This is a genomic window from Halogeometricum rufum, assembly GCF_900112175.1.
GTDB lineage: Archaea > Halobacteriota > Halobacteria > Halobacteriales > Haloferacaceae > Halogeometricum > Halogeometricum rufum.
Genome location: NZ_FOYT01000001.1, coordinates 1,607,055 through 1,623,173 on the forward strand (window position 1 = coordinate 1,607,055; position 16,119 = coordinate 1,623,173).

Consider the following 16,119-nt stretch of genomic DNA (forward strand, 5'->3'; position numbering starts at 1 on the left):
CGGCGACGGACGCTCGACTACGACCGCTGGACCGACGCCCCTAGCGAGTCCAGCGTCTCGAAGAAGTTCGGGAACGACACGTCGACGTGTTCGGCGCCGGTCACCGTCGTCTCGCCGTCGGCGACGAGTCCGGCGACGGCCAGCGACATGACGATGCGGTGGTCGTGACGGCCGTCAACCGTCGCGCCCGCGAGGTCCGTCTCGTCGCCGTGAATCGTGAGGCGGTCCTCCTCCTCGGTCACCGACGCGCCCATCTTTCCGAGTTCCTCGGCCATCGCGCGCACGCGGTCCGTCTCCTTGTAGCGGACGTGCTCGCAGTTCTCGATGACGGTGTCGCCGTCGGCGACGGCGCCGAGGGCGGCGATGGTCGGCAGGAGGTCCGGCGTGTCGCCGACGTCCACCGTCGTCCCCGAGAGGGCCGCCCGCGAGACGGTGAGTTCGCCCGCGTCCCGGTCCCAGTCCACTTCGGCGCCCATGTCGCGAACGACGTCCACGATGGCGGCGTCGCCCTGTGCGCTCGGTCGGGCGCCCTCGACGACGACGGTGTCCCCGTCGGCGGCGGCGACGGCGCCCGCGGCGAGGAGGTAGGAGATGGAGGAGAAGTCGCCGGGCACCTCGTACTCGCCGCCTGCGGGGGCGTAGGACTGCCCGCCCGCGACGGAGAAGCCCTCCGCCGTCGCCTCGGCGTCGACGCCGTACTCGGCGAGGAGTTCGAGCGTGATGTCGACGTACGGCGCGGACTTCAGTTCCGTCTCTAACGCCACGTCGACGCCCTCGTCGGTGACGGCGCCGGCCATCAGGAGCGCCGTGATGTACTGCGAGGAGACGTCGCCCGGAATCGACACCGCGCCGCCGGTCATCCCGTCACCGACGACGAGGGGCGCCCGTCCGTTTCGCCGCGTGGACTCGCCGCGGCCGCCCAGTTCCCCGACGGCGTCGAGGAGCGGACCCTGCGGGCGGGAGCGGAGCGAGTCGTCGCCGGTGAGGACGGTCAGGTCGTCGCCGAGGGCGGCGCAGGCGGTGACCAGGCGCATCGTCGTCCCGGAGTTCTCGCAGTTCACCACGTCGTCGGGCGCGTCGGGGCGGCCGTCGAACCCGTCCACGACCAACTCGGAGCCGTCGTCCGCCAACTCGGTCTCGCCGCCGAAGGCGTCCACGGCGCGCATCGTCGCCCGCGTGTCGGCGCTGACGAGGGGGTTCAGCACCGTCGCCGACGCGCCGTACCCGGCGGCGAGGATGGCGCGGTGGGTGTAGCTCTTCGACGGCGGGGCGCGGGTTCGACCTGCGACGCGAGACGGCGAGACGGTGACGTCCATGCCTCCCGATGGCGCGGGGGTGCGTATGAGGGTACCGGAGGCGGCGAGGATTCCGGCGTGCGACCGGCGGCGGCCCCGCGGCGCGTCCGGCGTTCCGCGACGCGTGGGCTTATCAACCATCACGGCGAAAGCGGGGCCATGGACCCGGATTTCTCTCGCCTCGACGACCTGCTGTCCGAGGAGGGTGCCGACGGCTACCTCGTCGACGACACCAGCCACAACTCGACGCAGAAGTACCTCTCGGGGTTCGACGCGCACGACCCGTTCGTCACGCTCTACACCCCCGAGCGGACGGTCCTCCTCGTCTCCGCGCTGGAGTACGGCCGCGCGAAGAAGCAGAGTCGCGCCGACGAGGTGCGCCGCGTCGCCGAGTACGACTACCGCGAACTCGTCTCCGAACACGGTCCGGCCGAGGCGAAGGCCCGCGTCCACGCCGAATTTCTGGCGGAGTACGACGTGTCGTCCGTGCTGACGCCCGAACGGTTCCCGCTCGGTCCCGCAGACGGCATGCGTGACCGCGGCGTCGCCGTCGAACCCGAGGACTCCGACCGGGTGGCGGAGATTCGCGCCACGAAGACCGACGAAGAGATAGCGCACGTCCGCGAGGCGCAGGCGGCCAACGAGGCGGCGATGCGGGCGGCGGAGGGCCTCCTCGAAGCCGCCGCCGTCGAGGACGGGACGCTCGTCTACGAGGGAGACCCCTTGACGAGCGAACGCGTCAAAGAGGAGATAGAGGTGACGCTCCTCCGACACGGCTGCGGGCTGGACGACACCATCGTCGCCTGCGGCGCGGACGCCGCGGACCCGCACGACCAGGGGAGCGGTCCGCTCCGCGCGGACGAGGCCATCATCGTCGACATCTTCCCGCGGTCGAAGACGACGGGCTACCACGCCGACATGACGCGGACGTTCCTGAAGGGAGACCCCTCCGAGGAGATACGCGAGTGGTTCGACCTGACGCACGAGGCGCTCGACGCGGCACTCGACGCCGTCGAACCCGGCGTCACCGGCGCGGACGTACACGACGTGGTCTGCGACATCTACGAGGCGGCCGGCCACGACACGCTCCGGTCGAACGCGACGGCGGAGACGGGGTTCATCCACTCGACGGGACACGGCGTCGGACTCGACGTGCACGAACTGCCGCGCATCGCGCCGAACGGGGAGGAACTGGAGCCCGGACACGTGATAACGATAGAGCCGGGACTGTACGACCCGTCGGTCGGCGGCGTCCGCATCGAGGACATCGTCGTCGTCACCGACGACGGGTACGAGAACCTCACGTCGTACCCCGTCGAGTTAGTGGTCTGAGAAGCGATTCGACGCAGACGAAGCGTGAGTCGGGTCGGAGGGAGTCGCTCGCGGCGATTAGCCGCCCGAGGACTCCTCGGCGGTGTCGCCGCCCATCTCGGACCAGCGACCCTGCGCGTGTTCGTACTCTTCGAGGAGCGATTCGAGTGCCTCCGCGGTGGTGGAGTTGAGGACGCCGGCCGCCTGTCTGACGACTTCGCCGTCCTCCACGAGGAAGGCGTAGATTGTCTGTTCACCGACGATACCGAGTCTGCGCTGGAAGGCGTTCTTGTCCACGGGGACGAACACGGTGTTGTCGTCCAACCGACGGCGGGCGTTCGACGGAGACAGACCGCCCATCGTCGTCGGCGGGAGCATCCCGCTGTTTCCGCCGGTGACGAACAGTTCGTAGTAGTCGAAGTGGTCGTACTCCTCGCGGAGTTCGTTGGCGAATCCGCGCCAGGAGTCGACCAGCGACTGTTGTCGCGGGTGGAAACTGAGAACGACGAGCGTCTGTTCCCCCTCGAAGTCGACGGGGAGATGGACTCGTCGACCGTCTGTGGTGCGCCCGGGGACCGAGGGGAACTTCATCGCCTAGGAGGTATGTATGCAGCCTTATAAAATTACCCACATTTCAATTTTCTAGAGTGTGTCAGACGGTCGTTAGACGCCTCCTAATCTCTCGAATCGGCGTTACGGCTCACGGCTCGAAGTCGTCCGAAACTACATAAGAATTCTGAGATGTGTGGGTAGAACAACCCACCTCTCACGGACCGCGTCCATTCCCCCTGAGTAGAACGTCACGTTCGGGGGTTAAAATAGTACGCTCCTGAGAATCAGATGTGATAGTCCGTGTCAGTTCGGCCGTTCGTAGTCGGGGTCGAACAGGTGGGCTGACATGGGGCCGGGGTCGGCCCCCTCGACGACGTTGTACCGGTCGAACGCCTCGACGCCCGCCTCGCGGAGAATCTCCTCGTCGTAGAACGCGTTGCCAGTGCACTCCGTCGGGTCGCGGGTCAGCACCTCGGTGACGGCGTCGCAGACCACCTGCGGCGTCCGCCAGTCCTCCGGCGTCCCCATACCGAAGTGCCGCGTCGCCTCCGACTCGATGGCCGCGACGGGCCACAGACTGTTCACGCCGATGTCGTCGCCGGCGAGTTCCTCCGCCAGCGACTGCATCACGACGGTCATCCCGTACTTCGAGACGGCGTAGGCGGCCATCCCCGGCCGCGCGGTGTTCGTCACCGGCGGCGAGAACGCGAGGACGTGAGCGTAGTCACTCTCGCGCAGGTACGGGAGGGCGGCGTACGTCGTCACGTACGTTCCCCGTACGTTCACGCCCGTAAGCAGGTCGAACCGCTTCGGCGGCGTCTCGTCGAACGGGGCGATGTGGATCGCGCCCGCGTTGTTGATGACGAAGTCGATACCGCCGAACTCGTCGACGGCGTCCTCGATGGCCGCCTCCACCGACTCCTCGTCGCGCACGTCTATCTGCCGCCAGATGGACTCGCCGCCCCGTTCTCGAATCTCCTCGGTCGTCTCCACGATGGTCCCCGGCAGGTCGTCTCGTTCCTCCACCGTCTTCCCCGTGGAGACGACTTTCACGCCGGCGTCCGCCAGTTCCAACGCCAACGCCTTCCCGATGCCTCGACTCGTCCCCGTGATAAACGCTACACGTCCGTCGAGTTTATTCTCGGCCATGGGCTTCGTACCGCGGCCGGGTACTTCACGTTTCCTCATGGACTTCGGACGGTCGCGGCCCTGACGAGGGCCGCCGGTCGGTCCGCCCACCGAACCCCTTTTGACGCACCGGGCGCGTATTCGGCGACGATGGAGGTACTCGTCGTCGGCGCGGGTGAGATGGGCCGGTGGGTCGGTTCGACGCTGACCCCCGGGTTCGACGTGGCGTACGCCGACCGCGACCCCGCCGCCGCGCGCGCCGCCGCGGCGACCATCGACGGCCGGTCGGTCCCACTGGACGGCGACGAGACGTTCGACGCCGTCTGCCTCGCCGTCCCCATCTCCGTCGTCGACGACGCCGTCCGCGACCACGCCCCCCGGGCCGACCGCGCGGTGTTCGACGTGACCGGCGTGATGGACGCGCCGGTGACGGCGATGCGGGCGGCGGCCCCGGACCGCGAACGCCTCAGTCTCCACCCCCTGTTCGCCGCGGCGAACGCCCCGGGCAACGTCGCCGCCGTCCACGACGCCGCCGGTCCGGTGACCGAACGCGTCCGCGAGACGCTCGCGGCGGCCGGTAACCGCCTGTTCGACACGACGCCCGCCGAACACGACGAGGCGATGGAGACGGTGCAGGCGAGCGCACACGCCGCCGTCATCGCCTACGCCCTCGCCGCCGAGGACGTGCGCGACGAGTTCGCCACGCCCGTCTCCGAGACGCTCTCGGGCCTCGTGAAGACGGTCACGGGCGGCACGCCGCGCGTCTACCGCGAGATTCAGGAGTCGTTCCCCGGGGCCGACCGGGTGGCCGACGCGGCGACCGAACTCGCCGACGCCGACGCCGAGACGTTCGAGCGACTGTACCGAGAGGCGAGCGCACGACCCGACGACGAAGGAGACGGAGACCGATGATAGATAGAGACGCCGTGCGGTCGAACGCAAAGTATCTGCGAAACGTCCGACCCATCGACCCCGAAGAGATCTGTGAGTACATCGAGGGCAGTCCCCATCCCGCCGTCGTCCGCGAGACGCTTCGCGAGGAGGCGTTCGACCTCGGACTGGTCGAACGCGACGACGGCACGTTCGTCCCCGTCGCGGACGACCCGGTACCCCGGCGCGACTGGTCGCCGACCGAGTTCCCCGAGGCGTACGCGTTCGCCTTCGAGGACCTCCTCGTGGACCGCTACGGGGTCAACTGGCACCGCGGGGAGTCGGGCGACCGACTGCGGGAGGCAATCCGCCGGCTGAAGGCGGACTACTACTACCAGAACGACGTGGAGTACGACGAAGTGGCCGCACTCGGCTACGGCGTCTACCACCTCCCCGACTACTACGCCGCCGTCGGCTACGTCCTCGACGACGTCGCCGAACGCGACCTGTTGCCCCGCACCCTCCGCGTCCTCGACGTGGGCGCCGGGACGGGCGGCCCCGCCCTCGGCCTCCACGACTACCTGCCGGACGACGGACTCGTCGAGTACCACGCGGTCGAACCGTCCGCCTCGGCGGACGTGTTGGAACATCTGCTCGCGGAGACGCGACCCAACTTCCGGACGACGGTCCACCGCGAGACGGCCGAGACGTTCGACCCCGACTCGGTCCTCCCCGACGGCGAGGGGTTCGACCTCGTCTGCTTCGCCAACGTGCTGTCGGAACTGGACGACCCGACGGCCGTCGCCGAGCGATACCTCGACGCCGTCGCCGACGACGGGTCGTTCGTCGGCATCGCCCCCGCGGACCTCAACACCAGCACCGAACTCCGCGACGTGGAACGCGCCCTCGCGCCCGCCGACGGCGACGTGACCGTCTACGCGCCGACGCTCCGCCTCTGGCCGGGGCACGCCCCCTCCGACCGCGGGTGGTCGTTCGACCGCGGCGCGGACGTGGCCGCGCCGTCGTTCCAGCGACGACTCGACGAGGCGGGCGCGGCGACCGAGGGCCGCGACCCCGGCGACGGCACGTTCGCGAACGAGACGGTGCAGTTCTCGTACGTCGTCCTCCGACGCGACGGCGAACGCCGCGTGGACGTGGCCGCCGACGCGGGCACGTACGCGAAGATGGCCGAGATGGAGCGGCACGTGACGAACCGCATCGACCTCCTCGCCGTCAAACTCAGCCACGACCTGGCCGAACGCGAGGGGGCGAACCCTCTGTTCAAGGTGAGCGACGGGAGCGAGACGGTCGAACACTACGCGGTCCTCACCAAGCGCGACGCCCTCAACGAGGCGGTCGCCCGCGCCGACTACGGCGACGTGCTGGCCTTCGAGAACGTGCTCTGCCTGTGGAACGACGACGAGGGGGCGTACAACCTCGTCGTGGACGGCGAGACGGTCGTCGACAGGGTCGCCTGAGTCGAGTCGGGCGCGTTCCCCCGCCGGCGCACCGACTGCGGGGAGCGGTAAGCCTTTGCGCGGTCCGCCGAACGAACGGGTATGGACGACTCGTTCTCTATCCTCCTGACGAACGACGACGGAATCGAGAGCACCGGCTTCCGCGCGCTGTACGAGGCGTTCGACGAGTTCGCCGACGTGACCGCCGTCGCGCCCGCCGACGACCAGAGCGCCGTCGGCCGCAAGATGTCGAACGACGTGGACGTGACCGAACACGAGTTGGGCTACGCCATCGAGGGGACGCCGGCCGACTGCACCGTCGTCGGCCTCGAAGTGCTCTGCCCCGACGTGGACATGGTCGTCGCCGGCTGTAACAAGGGCGCGAACCTCGGGGCCTACGTCCTCGGCCGGTCGGGCACCGTCAGCGCCGCCGTCGAAGCCGCGTTCTTCGACGTGCCCGCGATAGCCGTCTCGCTGTACGTTCCGCCCGGCGGCGACGAACCGTGGACCGAGAAGGCCGACGCCGTCGCGGACTACCGGCACGCGACGGACGCGGCGACGTTCCTCGCGCGGAACGCCCCCGAGGCCGGCGTCTTCGAGGAGGCGGAGTATCTGAACGTGAACGCGCCGATGGCCGGCGGCGACGACGAAGCGCGCGCGCCAATCGAGATAACGGCGCCATCGAAGATGTACGCGATGACCGCGCACCACGAGGAGGACGGGCGAATCAGGCTCCACGACCGCATCTGGGAGCGGATGGGGACCGGCGACCTGCCGGACCCGCAGGGGACCGACCGCCGCGCCATCGTCGAGGGGCGGGTATCGGTGTCGCCGCTGACGGCCCCGCACACGACGCACCGCCACGAGGCGCTGGATTCGCTCGCCGAGTCGTACCTGTCCTGAAGCGGTTCCCGGGGCGGTGCCGAAACCGGAGCGTCAGGACGGACTGCCGCCGTCGGTGGCGGTTTCGGTCCGCCCGTCGCCCGACTGCCGGCCGCCCGTCCCGGCGTCGGCGGTCAGGCCGTGGACGATTGCCTCGCCGGTGTCTGCGTCGAACAGGTGGACCATGCTGCGGTCGAGGACGACGCGGGTTCGCTGCCCCTCGGCGGCGTCGGTGTCCATGTCCGGAATCGGGGGCATGCTCATGAGCAGCGACGTCTCGTCGGCCTGCGCCGCGTCTGCATCGGCGTCGGCCTCGGCCGCGTCGCCGTCTTCGACGGCCGGTCCGGTCATCCCCGACCCGTCGCTGCCGGCGGCCTGCCCGTCGGACGTCGCCGCCGTCTCGCCCTCGAACTCGGTGTAGACGTAGATGTCGTCGCCGACGGGTTCGAGGACGTTCGTGGTGACGTCGATGGGTGCGGACGGGTCGCCGTCCATGTCGCGGGCGTCCGCCGCGCCGACTGCGCCGTCGTCGTCCTGCAGGTCCGCGCCCTCGGCGAGGAAGATGTCCTCCGGCCGGATGCCGACGGTCACTCGCGTGCCCGACTGCACGTCGAGGACGCCCTCGTCGGCGTCGAGCGAGAAGTGCTCCGTCTCCACGCCGTCGTCGGTCACGCGCCCGTCGAGGAAGTTCATCGACGGCGACCCGATGAAGCCGGCGACGAACTGGTTGGTCGGCCGGTAGTAGCAGGTCAGCGGCTCGGCGAACTGCTGGAGTTCGCCGTGGTTCATCACGGCGATGCGGCTCGACATCGTCATCGCCTCCTCCTGGTTGTGCGTGACGTAGATGATGGTCGCGTCCAGTTCCTTGTGGAGTTCCTGCAGTTTCGTCCGCATGTGGACGCGCAGTTTGGCGTCGAGGTTCGCCAGCGGTTCGTCCATCAGGAACACCTCCGGGTCGCGCACGATGGCGCGGGCGATGGCGACGCGCTGTCGCTGCCCGCCGGACATCTCCTCGGGCATCCGGTCGAGCATCCCCTGCATCTGGACGAGTTCGGCCGCGTTCTCGACCCGACGGTCTATCTCCTCGTCGTCGAAGTCGCGGAGGCGAAGCCCGTAGCTGATGTTGTCGTACACGTCCATGTGCGGGAACAGCGCGATGTTCTGGAACACCATCGAGATGTCCCGGTCCTTCGGCGGGAGGTCCGTCACCTCCTCGCCGTCGATGTAGAGGTCGCCGGACGTCGGCTCCGTCAGTCCGGCCACCATCTCCAGCGACGTGGATTTCCCACAGCCGGAGGGACCGACGAGACAGACGAACTCGCCGTCCTCGATGTCGAGGTTCAGGTCGTCGACAGCCGTTACGTCCGCGTACTTCTTCGTGATGTTTCGGTAAGTTACGTCTCCCATGAGGTTACTCCTTGACCGCTCCGGCGGTCAGACCGCTGACAATCTTCTCCTGTGCGACGACGACGAGGATGGCGATGGGGATGACCCCCAGGATGCTCGCCGCCGCCATGAGGTTGTACGACGTGGCGTAGCGTCCCTGATAGCTGAGGAGCCCCCAGACGATGGTCGCCCAGTTGCGGACTCGCCCGTCGGTCATCAGGAACGCGAAGAAGAACTCGTTGTAGACGGAGATGAACGTCAGCACGCCCGCCGTCGCCACGCCGGGGGCGGACAGGGGCATGATGACCTTGAAGAGCGCGCCGAGGCGGGTGTTGCCCTCGACGCGTGCGGCGTCCTCCAGCCCGTCCGGAATCTGGCTGTAGAACGTCGTGAGGATGAATATCGACAGCGGCATGAACAGCGCCGTGTACGGCAGCACCATCGCTCCCGGCCCGTTGAACAGCATCGGGCTGTTGACCTGTCCGACCTGCGGCAGCGTGAAGAACGTTATGTTCGCCGTGAACAGCTCGAACAGCGGCAGCAGGAACGCCGCCGGCGGGAAGTACGAGATGGCGAGGAAGACGAGCATCAGCGGTCGCCGGCCCGGGAACTCGAACCGACCGAACGCGTAGCCCGCGAAACTCGCCAGCACCAGCACGATGGCCGTGGTGACGACGCCGATGACGAGGCTGTTGAAGATGTAGAGGTGGAACGGGACGCGCGTGAACACCGTCACGAACGCCTCGGGGTTGAACCCGTTCGGCAGCAGTCCCACGTCTATCATGCTGTCGCTGGGCGTCAGCGCCAGCACCGTCAGCCAGTAGAACGGGAACAGTGTCGTGACGAGGAACGCGCCCGTGAGGATGTAGAACAGCGCCTTGTACGTCCGCTCGGGGTTCGACATGGAACTGCTCGCCCAGCGCTGAATCGCGTTCCCGTCGGAGCTATCGGTGCTCATCTCAGAGCCCCCCCGCACCCTGCACGTCGGCGAACTTGACGATGTAGACGGTGACGACGCCGCCGATGAGCGCCGCGGTGACGAACGCGACGGCGGCCGCGGCGGCGTACCGACTGGTGCTGAACGTCTGGACGACGAGACACGACAGCGACGGCACCGTGCTGCACGACGACACCGTCGTGATGAGCCCGTAGACGCGCATCGCCCCGATGGTGCGGAACAGCATCGCCACCAGCACCGACGGGAGGACGAGCGGCAGCGTCACCGTCTTGAACGCCTCGAGTTTCGAGGCGCCCGACACCTTCGCCACGTCGTACAGCGAGCGGTCCACGCTCTGCAACCCGGCGAGGATGATGAGCGCCATGAACGCCGACGTCTTCCACACGTCGGCGACGATGACGATGATGAGCGAGTCCATGCTGTTGGCCTGCGGCGTCGTCGAGAACAGCCCCAACTGGTGGAGCGGTTCGACGAGGAAGCCCACCGTCGGCTGGAACAGCAGGTAGAATATCATCCCCTGGATGACGATGGGAACCGCCCACGGGAGGATGATGGCGACGCGAACCCAGCGCCGGCCGCGGAAGTCCTGATTCAGGATGAGCGCCTGCCCGAAGCCGATGAGCGTCTCCAGCGTCACGCTCACCACGGTGAAGATGAGCGTGACGGTGACGGCGCTCTTGAACGGCTGGCTCAGGTCGAAGAACGGCCGCGGGAGCGAGGCGTTCATCTGACCGGTCAGCAGTTCGACGTAGTTCTGCAGGCCGACGAACTGACCCAGACGCTCCGCGCCGTACAGCGAGTTCGCGTGCAGCGACATCTGGAACGTCCGCGCCAGCGGCCAGAACGCCACGACGGCGAAGATGACGAGCGACGGGGCCAACAGCAGGTAGGCGAACTGGGTGTCGCTGAGGTTCTCCACCCAGCGTTGCCCGTACCGCACCGGCGAGGACAGGCCGGGACCGCCCGACCGTCCGGTCTCCGTTGACACGGGGACTCACCGTCCCCCCGCCGCGAGTCGGCCTCGGTTCGAAGACTGTTCCTCTCGCTGGGACGCCTCTTCGATGTTCTGAAGCTGTCGTTTGAGGTCTGTCATCGCCTCTGTCGGGGACTTGAGCCCGCTGAAACTCGCGTTCGCCTGCTGTGCAATCTTCGCCGACTCCGGCGGCCACGCCACGGTGACGGGTCGCGGGATGGCGTGCGCGACGGAGTACTTCAACGTCTCGATGTAACGGCCCATCACGGGCACCTCCGCCGCGCGTTCGGAGTCGAACAGCGCCTTCCGCGGCGGGAGGTAGCCCAGCGTCTCGAACAGCCACAACTGGAACTCCGGGTCGGCCATCGCCCGGAGTATCTCCTTGGACGCCTCCGGTCTGGCGGCGTTCGGGTTCAGCGCCATGTGCCACCCGCCGAGGGACGACACCGAGCCGCCGTACCCGTCGAACTTCGCCTTCCCGGGCGTCACGCCGTACGGGATGGGCATCACGCCGAGGTCGTCGCCGAACTCCTCCTCGGCGCCGCTGATGGCGATGGCGTACGGCCAGTTGCGGTGCATGACGGCGTTGCCCGCGGCGAACGGCTTCCGGGAGGACTCCTCCTCCCACTGCAGGACCGTCCGCGGGGCGATGTCGCCGGTCATCGAGTCGAGGGCGTTCTCGGCGTCGCCGTCGATGAACGTCCGGACCATCCGCGCCGAGTCCACGACGGGTTTCGAGTCCGTGGTGACCGGGCGTTCGCCGACGGGACCGAACAGGTTCTCCTTCGCGCCGAAGTACGACCCGCCCCACGACCCGGTGAACTCCCGGAAGTCACAGCACGACAGGCCGGCGTACGACTTCCCCTGGAAGGTGAAGCCGTAGGGGTCGTCCCGTTGCGCTTTGACCTCCTTGGCCACCTCCGAGAACGTCTTCCACGAGATGGGTTCGGTCGCCCAGTTCTCCGAGTCCGGACTGTAGCCGGCCTCTTTCACCCAGTCCTTCCGGTAGAGCATGTTCCCCGTCGTGGGGTACAGCGGGAGTGCGAACTGGTCGCCGTTCGCCCCCTGCGCCGTCTCGCTGAACGTCTCGAAGTACTCCGACTGCACCATCTCCGCGAGGTCCGGCATCTCCTCGGAGAGGTTCGTCAACTGCTCGCGCACGATGAACGGAATCGTCCATCCGCTGTCCATCATGAGCAGCGAGGGCTGCGAGAGGTTCGCCGACAGCCACCGGTTGTACTGCTGCTGTCTGGCGCCCGTCGAGGCTCTGCCGGCGATGACGTCGAGCGAGACGTCCTTCGACAGACCGACCTCGTGGAGTTTCTCCTCCATCGCCGCCGAGTTGTTCTTGAGGTCCGTGTTGGCCGCGACCTGAACCGCGCCGGACTCCGTCTGCGCCTGCGCGATGCACCCCGAGAGACTCGTCCCCACGGCGGCGCCGCCCGCGGCCTTCACGAACCGTCTCCGACTGACGTCTCTGTCGGTCATCGGTGAACCCGCCCGATACGTTCGCGCGCAGTGCGATGCGGGTGACCGCCGCGTCTCACTCCGGACCACCACCTCTGACGCCGGGGGAACCGCCGGTGAGGCGGCGGTTCCGCGGTTCAGCGTCTCTGTTCTCGGTCCGTCGCCTGCACACTGTCACCGCAGACATATGTGGGTTCACACGATATAATCTATAACCGTTTATGGCCGATATCAAAGACAAATACGTATGAAATAATGTACCACAGGAGACAGTGACGCGCGAAGGAGAACGTCGCGGCGTCGTGGTGAGGCGGTGCGTCGGTTCGAGCGACCCGGTCAGTCGTCGCCGGCGTAGCCCGTCGGAATCGCCCCGAGTGCGACGATGGCGGCGGGAATCGCGGCGACGAGCGACCACATCACCGCCTCGGCGAGTCCGCCACCGGTCGTCAGGGTGGAGGCCACGCCGGCGACGGCGACGACGACGCCGACGCCGAGCGCGAGTTTCGTTCGCATACCGTCGTATTCGGCGACTGTCGTGAAATACTTCACGTCGGCGGGGACGCTCAGTCGGTGACCGACACGCCGCCGAAGGCGGTGAAACCGGTGACGACGAGGTCGATTTCGTCGTGTTCGCTCTCGCGGCGCGGCCGGTCGTCGGACGCGCCCGCGAGAATCGGGAGCACGTCCATCTTGACGTTCCAGTCCCGCGGGACGACGACTTCGGCGCCGCCGAACAGGGCGAGGACGTTTACCCGCGCCGGTCGGTCGGTGAGTTCGGCGTCGCGCAGGTCGAGTTCGGCCCCGCCGAACACCGCGGTCAGGTCGGCGCCGACGAACGTCTTCGAGGTGTTGCGCCGTTCGACGCCGCCGAAGGCGGCGAACAGGGAGTCGTGGCTGTCGTCTGTCGTCGCCACGCGCGACCGGTACTGTCCGAGGACGACCGAGAGGCCGAACGCGATGACGAGCACCGGCCAGTAGACGACCAGTTCCGAGACGGTGGCGTAGCCGAGTGCGACCAGTTGCCACGCGCCGGCGACGACGACGAGGACCGCCGGACCGACGACGTTGCGGAACCCGCTCTGGACGAACGCCCAGAGGCCGACGAGGACGAACAGCGACGGCGCGTACGTCAGCAGACTCCGGGTGGGCGCGACGTTCGTACTGTCCAACAGGAGGAGGACTCCCAGCAGGACGACGAGTGCGCCGAACAGTACCTGGCTGGTCGGGATGCGACGGGTGGGGGCAGTGTTGCTCATGACTAGAGAGACGGTCGCCGGTTCGATAAACCGAGAATCTGGTTCTCAAACGCCGAGAGTCGTCGGGGTTCGAGGGGGTCGTCGTGGTTCGAGGAAGTCGCCCGGATTCGCCTGCGTCCCCGACTTCGATGGAGTCGCGAGAGCGCGCCGCCCCGGTCCGGGTCGACTGCCGTCCGGCGGCGTCCCTCCCGGGGCCGGTCCACCACTACCGACTAACTGGTTGGGAGACGTGAGGAGAGACATGCGCGAAGACGCGTCGCTCGCCGACGCCGCCGACCGCCGGCGCGTCCCGGCGTTCCTCCTCCTGACGTTCGCGTGGTCGTGGGGGTTCTGGCTCCCCGAGGCGTTGGCCGCCGAGGGCCTCGTCGGTGGCGTCCCCGCACTCCCCCGACTCGGCGCGTTCGGTCCGACCGTCGCCGCGTTCGCCCTCGTCGTGTACGCGGACGGCCTCGCCGGCGCGCGGGAACTCGCCGCTCGCGCCGTCCGCCTCGACTTCCCGACGCGGTGGCTCCTCCCCGCGCTCCTGCTCTCGCCGGCCCTCGTCGCCGTCGGCTTGGCCGTCGCCGTCGCCACCGGGACGACGCCTGCGTTCCCGTGGGCGGACCAACCGCTCGTCCTCCCCGTCGCGTTCGCGTTCGTCCTCCTCCTCGGCGGCCCGTTGCAGGAGGAGTTCGGCTGGCGCGGCTACCTGCTCGGCCCCCTTCAGGAGCGGTTCACGGCCGTCGGCGGCGGCGCACTCGTCGGCGTCGTCTGGGCGCTCTGGCACCTCCCCCTGTTCTACATCCCGAGCGAGACCATCTACTACCGCAACCCCGTCCTCGGCTTCGTCGTCTCCATCACGCTCTTCTCGATTCTCCTGACGTGGGTCTACGACAACACGAACCGGAGCCTCCTGCCGGCGATACTGTTCCACGCCTCGTTCAACTGGTCGCAGGTGATGTTCCCCGTCCTCGACTCGGACGCCGGGAGCCTCGCGTTCGTCGTGGCGCTGGCCGTCACCACGGTGGCCGTCGTCGCCTACTGGGGACCGAGACGGCTCGTCCGGGGCGACGGCGGGTCTTCCCCGTCGCCCGAGCGTTCGTGAACCGACGGCGCACCCGGTGCCCCCGAAACCCTTCTCGCCGTTCGGGAACCTTCGGATCGATAGAAGTCCGCAGACGACGTACTCACGCGTATGAGACCAGAGAACGAGTGGTTCAAGCCGGAGCAACTGACGCAGTACTACTACGCGGCCGAAGCGCTCGCCCTCGGCGTCGTCGCCGTCGTCGTCGGCGTCCTCGCAGTCACCGGCGTCCTGTTCGCGGTCAACGACTGGGTCGTGGTCGGCGGCGGCGGCGTCGCTCTCGCCGGGTTCGCCTTCCTCACGTGGTGGATTCGGGCGTTCTACCGGACGGCCGACTACCGACTCGGGGACGAGGAACTCGAGTACCGCCGCGGCGTGTTCTTCCGCCAGCGGACGGCGGTCCCCTACAACCGCATCACGAACGTCGACGCCTCGCAAGGTCCCCTCCAGCGACTCGTCGGCGCCGGAACGGTCGGCGTCCACACCGCCGGGTTCGGCGGGCAGACGGGGGCCGAACTCTCCGTCACCGGGGTGAGCGACTACGAGGAGATAAAGGACCAGATTCTGGGCAAAGTCCGTCGCCGGCGTCCCGAATCGACCGAGGGAGACGACGCCGTCGAGACGGGGCGGGCGGGGGGCGAGGTCGGGTCGGAGTCCGGGGAACTCCTCGCGGAACTGCGGCGCATCAGAGAACTGCTCGAAGGAGGGCGCACCGCCTGACGGGACCGGGCCGGGAGTCGCTCGCGACCCTCCCTCGCCGCCGGCCGCTTCACCTCCTGACTCGGCGCACGTCCGTCGAGTCACAGGAACGCCGGTAACACGAGCACCATGCAGACGTTGACGACGGCGTGCGTGAGCATGCTAGCCACCGCGTTCCGACTCCACGCGTAGACGCCGACGAGGGCGAGCGTGAAGACGGACTGCGGAATCGCGCCGACGAGCCCCCACGCGGGGTAGTGGACCCCGAGGAAGACGACGAAACTGACGGCGGCGCCGACCCACAGCCGACCGGTCAGTTCGGTGAGTCGCTCTATCGGATACCCGCGCCAGAGAATCTCCTCGCTGACGACGGCGGTGCCGACGAGTGCGAGCTTCACCGGGAGCGACAGTCGACCGATAGCCGACAGCGCCTCGGGCTGTCGAACGTCGAAGGCGACGACCGCCGCACCGGTCGCGAGGAGGCCGAGGACGACGGCGACGACGCCGGCACCGAGCGCCACGAGCGCCTGTCGGCGGGTCGGTCGCCGGACCCCGATGGAGGCGAGCGAGCGGCGCTCCCAGCGGACGACGACGGTGAGGAGGACCGCGACCACCAGCCAGTTCGTGAGACTGCCGACGAGCGTCGAACTCGCCACCGACCAGCCGACGCGGGTCGGGAGGTCGAGCGGCCAGAGGAGCGGAACGCCGAACAGCGCGACGACCAGACCCACGAGTGCCGCCGGCGAGGCGCTTCGGTGCGTCGAGGACTCCGCGGTACCCGTCGTCATGAGTGTCGTCGTGACGTGCTCGGCGACCGAGCAT

Annotated in this window: 16 protein-coding genes; 6 read left to right on the top strand and 10 right to left on the bottom strand. The window is 68.4% G+C overall.

Annotated elements, in window-relative coordinates; genetic code table 11:
• Window positions 1–17: 17 nt before the first annotated feature.
• The gene (gene aroA, locus BM310_RS08315) at window positions 18–1,316 is read right to left on the bottom strand and encodes a 3-phosphoshikimate 1-carboxyvinyltransferase (RefSeq protein ID WP_089806399.1); all 1,299 of its coding nucleotides are present in this window, start codon (window positions 1,314–1,316) and stop codon (window positions 18–20) included.
• A 138-nt stretch (window positions 1,317–1,454) separates the two neighbouring features.
• Here aroA and BM310_RS08320 point away from each other — a divergent pair, with 138 nt between their 5' ends.
• Window positions 1,455–2,627 carry a M24 family metallopeptidase gene (locus BM310_RS08320; protein ID WP_089806400.1) on the top strand — a complete coding sequence of 391 codons (1,173 nt, stop codon included), beginning with the start codon at window positions 1,455–1,457 and terminating at the stop codon, window positions 2,625–2,627.
• 57 nt (window positions 2,628–2,684) lie between these two features.
• Here BM310_RS08320 and BM310_RS08325 read toward each other — a convergent pair whose 3' ends face one another.
• On the bottom strand, window positions 2,685–3,197 hold the full coding sequence (locus BM310_RS08325) for a hypothetical protein (protein WP_089806402.1): 513 nt from the start codon (window positions 3,195–3,197) through the stop codon (window positions 2,685–2,687).
• Window positions 3,198–3,461: 264 nt separating this feature from the next.
• Entirely contained in the window at window positions 3,462–4,307 is an 846-nt protein-coding gene (locus tag BM310_RS08330; protein ID WP_089806404.1) for an SDR family oxidoreductase, read from the bottom strand.
• A gap of 129 nt (window positions 4,308–4,436) precedes the next feature.
• On the opposite strand from BM310_RS08330, the gene BM310_RS08335 reads away from it, so the two are divergent.
• The 3 genes from BM310_RS08335 (at window position 4,437) to surE (ending at window position 7,516) form a co-directional block, all read left to right on the top strand.
• Complete coding sequence (locus BM310_RS08335; protein WP_089806406.1) at window positions 4,437–5,198, top strand: prephenate dehydrogenase/arogenate dehydrogenase family protein; 762 nt, start codon at window positions 4,437–4,439, stop codon at window positions 5,196–5,198.
• On the top strand, window positions 5,195–6,634 hold the full coding sequence (locus tag BM310_RS08340) for a small ribosomal subunit Rsm22 family protein (RefSeq protein ID WP_089806409.1): 1,440 nt from the start codon (window positions 5,195–5,197) through the stop codon (window positions 6,632–6,634). Before BM310_RS08335 ends, BM310_RS08340 begins: the two co-directional genes overlap by 4 nt.
• A gap of 81 nt (window positions 6,635–6,715) precedes the next feature.
• Complete coding sequence (surE, locus tag BM310_RS08345; RefSeq protein ID WP_089806411.1) at window positions 6,716–7,516, top strand: 5'/3'-nucleotidase SurE; 801 nt, start codon at window positions 6,716–6,718, stop codon at window positions 7,514–7,516.
• Window positions 7,517–7,549: 33 nt separating this feature from the next.
• Here the strand turns inward: surE and BM310_RS08350 are convergent, their stop codons facing one another.
• From BM310_RS08350 to BM310_RS08370, 6 genes are all read right to left on the bottom strand, one after another.
• Window positions 7,550–8,902: an ABC transporter ATP-binding protein gene (locus tag BM310_RS08350; protein ID WP_089806413.1), complete on the bottom strand. Its 1,353-nt coding sequence runs from the start codon at window positions 8,900–8,902 to the stop codon at window positions 7,550–7,552.
• A gap of 4 nt (window positions 8,903–8,906) precedes the next feature.
• Window positions 8,907–9,839, bottom strand: a complete 933-nt coding sequence (locus tag BM310_RS08355; protein WP_089806415.1) for a carbohydrate ABC transporter permease — start codon at window positions 9,837–9,839, stop codon at window positions 8,907–8,909.
• 1 nt (window position 9,840) lies between these two features.
• Entirely contained in the window at window positions 9,841–10,827 is a 987-nt protein-coding gene (locus BM310_RS08360) for a carbohydrate ABC transporter permease (RefSeq protein WP_394328048.1), read from the bottom strand.
• Between the two features lie 6 nt (window positions 10,828–10,833).
• Window positions 10,834–12,300 carry a substrate-binding domain-containing protein gene (locus BM310_RS08365; protein WP_177232560.1) on the bottom strand — a complete coding sequence of 489 codons (1,467 nt, stop codon included), beginning with the start codon at window positions 12,298–12,300 and terminating at the stop codon, window positions 10,834–10,836.
• A 315-nt stretch (window positions 12,301–12,615) separates the two neighbouring features.
• Entirely contained in the window at window positions 12,616–12,792 is a 177-nt protein-coding gene (locus BM310_RS21330; RefSeq protein ID WP_177232561.1) for a hypothetical protein, read from the bottom strand.
• Window positions 12,793–12,842: 50 nt separating this feature from the next.
• Complete coding sequence (locus BM310_RS08370; protein WP_089806417.1) at window positions 12,843–13,535, bottom strand: LiaF transmembrane domain-containing protein; 693 nt, start codon at window positions 13,533–13,535, stop codon at window positions 12,843–12,845.
• A gap of 241 nt (window positions 13,536–13,776) precedes the next feature.
• Between BM310_RS08370 and BM310_RS08375 the strand changes: the two genes are divergently transcribed.
• Both BM310_RS08375 and BM310_RS08380 read left to right on the top strand, forming a co-directional pair.
• Complete coding sequence (locus BM310_RS08375) at window positions 13,777–14,619, top strand: CPBP family intramembrane glutamic endopeptidase (protein WP_089806419.1); 843 nt, start codon at window positions 13,777–13,779, stop codon at window positions 14,617–14,619.
• 90 nt (window positions 14,620–14,709) lie between these two features.
• Entirely contained in the window at window positions 14,710–15,318 is a 609-nt protein-coding gene (locus tag BM310_RS08380) for a PH domain-containing protein (protein ID WP_089806421.1), read from the top strand.
• An 80-nt stretch (window positions 15,319–15,398) separates the two neighbouring features.
• On the opposite strand, the gene BM310_RS08385 is transcribed toward BM310_RS08380, so the two are convergent.
• Window positions 15,399–16,085: a CPBP family intramembrane glutamic endopeptidase gene (locus BM310_RS08385; RefSeq protein WP_089806423.1), complete on the bottom strand. Its 687-nt coding sequence runs from the start codon at window positions 16,083–16,085 to the stop codon at window positions 15,399–15,401.
• Window positions 16,086–16,119 lie beyond the last annotated feature (34 nt).

What these genes read in the sequence shown, in the direction of transcription:
- BM310_RS08350 (WP_089806413.1), bottom strand. Translation starts at nt 8,902, where the DNA reads ATGGGAGACGTAACTTACCGAAACATCACGAAGAAGTACGCGGACGTA.
- BM310_RS08385 (WP_089806423.1), bottom strand. Translation starts at nt 16,085, where the DNA reads ATGACGACGGGTACCGCGGAGTCCTCGACGCACCGAAGCGCCTCGCCG.
- BM310_RS08325 (WP_089806402.1), bottom strand. Translation starts at nt 3,197, where the DNA reads ATGAAGTTCCCCTCGGTCCCCGGGCGCACCACAGACGGTCGACGAGTC.
- BM310_RS08335 (WP_089806406.1), top strand. Translation starts at nt 4,437, where the DNA reads ATGGAGGTACTCGTCGTCGGCGCGGGTGAGATGGGCCGGTGGGTCGGT.
- BM310_RS21330 (WP_177232561.1), bottom strand. Translation starts at nt 12,792, where the DNA reads ATGCGAACGAAACTCGCGCTCGGCGTCGGCGTCGTCGTCGCCGTCGCC.
- BM310_RS08365 (WP_177232560.1), bottom strand. Translation starts at nt 12,300, where the DNA reads ATGACCGACAGAGACGTCAGTCGGAGACGGTTCGTGAAGGCCGCGGGC.
- surE (WP_089806411.1), top strand. Translation starts at nt 6,716, where the DNA reads ATGGACGACTCGTTCTCTATCCTCCTGACGAACGACGACGGAATCGAG.
- BM310_RS08375 (WP_089806419.1), top strand. Translation starts at nt 13,777, where the DNA reads ATGCGCGAAGACGCGTCGCTCGCCGACGCCGCCGACCGCCGGCGCGTC.
- BM310_RS08320 (WP_089806400.1), top strand. Translation starts at nt 1,455, where the DNA reads ATGGACCCGGATTTCTCTCGCCTCGACGACCTGCTGTCCGAGGAGGGT.
- BM310_RS08340 (WP_089806409.1), top strand. Translation starts at nt 5,195, where the DNA reads ATGATAGATAGAGACGCCGTGCGGTCGAACGCAAAGTATCTGCGAAAC.
- aroA (WP_089806399.1), bottom strand. Translation starts at nt 1,316, where the DNA reads ATGGACGTCACCGTCTCGCCGTCTCGCGTCGCAGGTCGAACCCGCGCC.
- BM310_RS08330 (WP_089806404.1), bottom strand. Translation starts at nt 4,307, where the DNA reads ATGGCCGAGAATAAACTCGACGGACGTGTAGCGTTTATCACGGGGACG.
- BM310_RS08370 (WP_089806417.1), bottom strand. Translation starts at nt 13,535, where the DNA reads ATGAGCAACACTGCCCCCACCCGTCGCATCCCGACCAGCCAGGTACTG.
- BM310_RS08380 (WP_089806421.1), top strand. Translation starts at nt 14,710, where the DNA reads ATGAGACCAGAGAACGAGTGGTTCAAGCCGGAGCAACTGACGCAGTAC.
- BM310_RS08355 (WP_089806415.1), bottom strand. Translation starts at nt 9,839, where the DNA reads ATGAGCACCGATAGCTCCGACGGGAACGCGATTCAGCGCTGGGCGAGC.